The organism is Psittacicella gerlachiana (genome assembly GCF_003585965.1).
In the GTDB taxonomy this organism is placed as follows: Bacteria; Pseudomonadota; Gammaproteobacteria; order Enterobacterales; family Psittacicellaceae; genus Psittacicella; species Psittacicella gerlachiana.
The window spans coordinates 1-2,224 of sequence record NZ_NRJF01000077.1 but is presented as its reverse complement, the minus strand read 5'-3'; the positions used below and the strand labels follow the sequence as shown (position 1 = coordinate 2,224).

General features: G+C 28.2%; 1 protein-coding gene. It reads left to right on the top strand.

All coding sequences use genetic code 11. The annotated features are described in order from the left end of the window. Nucleotides 1–2,224: hypothetical protein (locus tag CKF59_RS07875; RefSeq protein ID WP_222985545.1), on the top strand; the 2,224-nt coding region annotated here is incomplete at both ends.

Sequence of the window (2,224 nt, the reverse complement as noted above, 5' to 3'; positions counted from 1 at the left end):
TTATATTGGTCAAATAGTTATCTCACCTTTTATAAAACTTATTTAAGTAGTAATAGTACTTATATAGAAAGTTATTTTAATCCGGGAGCTGAGTTTTCCGTAACTAAACTTAAGCAAGAGATTAATGACAATTATTTACTTCTCACACCTAGAACTAATTTTATCTATAGTAGTCAATTACATACCTCTCTTGGCTATTTATATAAAAAAGAATATTTAGATCAAGTAGTGTTACCTCAGGATAAAGAGTTAGATCAAGATTATTTTGAAAGCTTTCTAACTAAATTAATTCAAGAATTTGATTTAAGCATAGGGCAAATGGTAGATAACCTAGATAAAATTTTGCAAGGTTATTATCAGTTTACAGGAATAAATACTTATTTTAGTTGCAAGAAAACAGAAATAAATGCTCAAGGTCATGAGTTTATTAAAAACTTGGATATTGATTTTCTTTATTTACCTGATATTCTCTTACTTCCAGAAAGTTTTATTAATGAAGAATATCTAAAAGAGTGTTATTTAACACAAGATAAATTAAAAATTAATTTTAAAGAGCAATTAACTAAATTTAAGTTATTCCAATATCTCGGAAGTAAAAGTCTGATTAAAGCTTGTCGAAATCTTTATCCTGCAATCTCTAGTTTACACTTGCAACTCACAAATAATCTTAGTGATCTTCGGGTAATTGGAATTGTGCCTAAGTTTGGGAGAAGAGTAAATGTTGTCGATTATATAACTTATACTCCATTTGAGCGTGCAGAATATAATCGTGATCTTGTCGATCAATTAGAGGGAGGATTTAGTGATCAGCTTATTAAAGAAAGAGATGGTTTACTCATTGCTGAGCCAAAAAGCTTTGAAGATGTAGAATATAATCTTAAAATTTTTAATGAGTATGATATTCCTGAAAACCGATACAAAAAGGCTTTTGAAAAGGAATTAAAAGCTAATTCTTTTAGTTTAAATCTTTATTCGCAATTTCCTTTAGTAGTAGGTGATATCTTAGCTAAACTAGTAATTCGATATTATTTACAAGATAGTGCAACAAATATCTTTTTACATAATACGTTTAGAGCTATTGATAATCGTACAAGATCTAAAAAACTTGATGTAACTCCTTTAGAGCAGATGCCAATAAGTGATAACTCTAATTTAGTAGGCTTATTTCCTGAACATGAGTTAGAATCGTTAAATAAATCTACGCAAGAGTTATTAAGTGTTCCTGAAAACAATCTCCAACTGGAGCATGAACAACTACTAGAGCAAGAACAACTAGAACTTTTTAGTGATCAGGTTAAAGCTGAGTTATTACAATATAAAGCTAAGAATCAGTTTAGCAAGAAAAAGAATTATAAGCATCAAGATATAGCAACTAAACTTGAAGAAATAGATTTTAATCTTACTGCTGATGACTCTAAACTTTTATATCGTAATCCAAATAGTATTGAACAAAAAATCTATCAACAGACAGGTATTGATTGGCAAAAGATTAAAGCTATTTCTCCATACAAGGTTAATAAGAAAATAGGCAATGTAGAAAAATTAATCCAAAAAGAGTTATCTCAAGCTAATTTTTCTTATGCTCAATCCTTTTTAGGTTCGGAAGCAAAAGACTTTATTTTTTATCATTTAACACCAATTGAAGATTTATCTGTTGAAAATCATCTTGTTTTAAGTCCTCTAGCAATGCGTACTTACATAGAGTCGATTAAAGATTATATGAATAAAAATATCTATCGCTTTTTACGTAATACGCAAACCATAGATTTTGGTGATCAAGATGAACAGCCAAAATTCTATCAATATAGCTATTTAAATTTAAATAAGCCCATAAAGTATTTATTACCTTGGCAAAATCCCCATCTTTCTCAAGATGTACCAAATATATCAATTCAGAATTTAGATTTATATTTAAATGCTAGAAGATACGCAAAAATAGAAAATCCAACTGGTCCTTTACCTGCGGTTATCTACATTGAAGATGTGTTAACATTTTTCTTGCAATCTCTGCAAAATCATTATGATTTTAAAGCTTTAAGAGAGTATTACAATTATCTCATTAAAGAAAATGTTTATAGTAACAAGCAAAGTGAATTAATTAAACTTTCAGTAGTAGAATATTCGACAAAAATTGACGAACTAAATCAAGGTATAAGAGAAATTTATAATCGCTTAGCAAATTTGGCAAAAGAGTTTAATCTGCATATTATTATGAACTTTAATT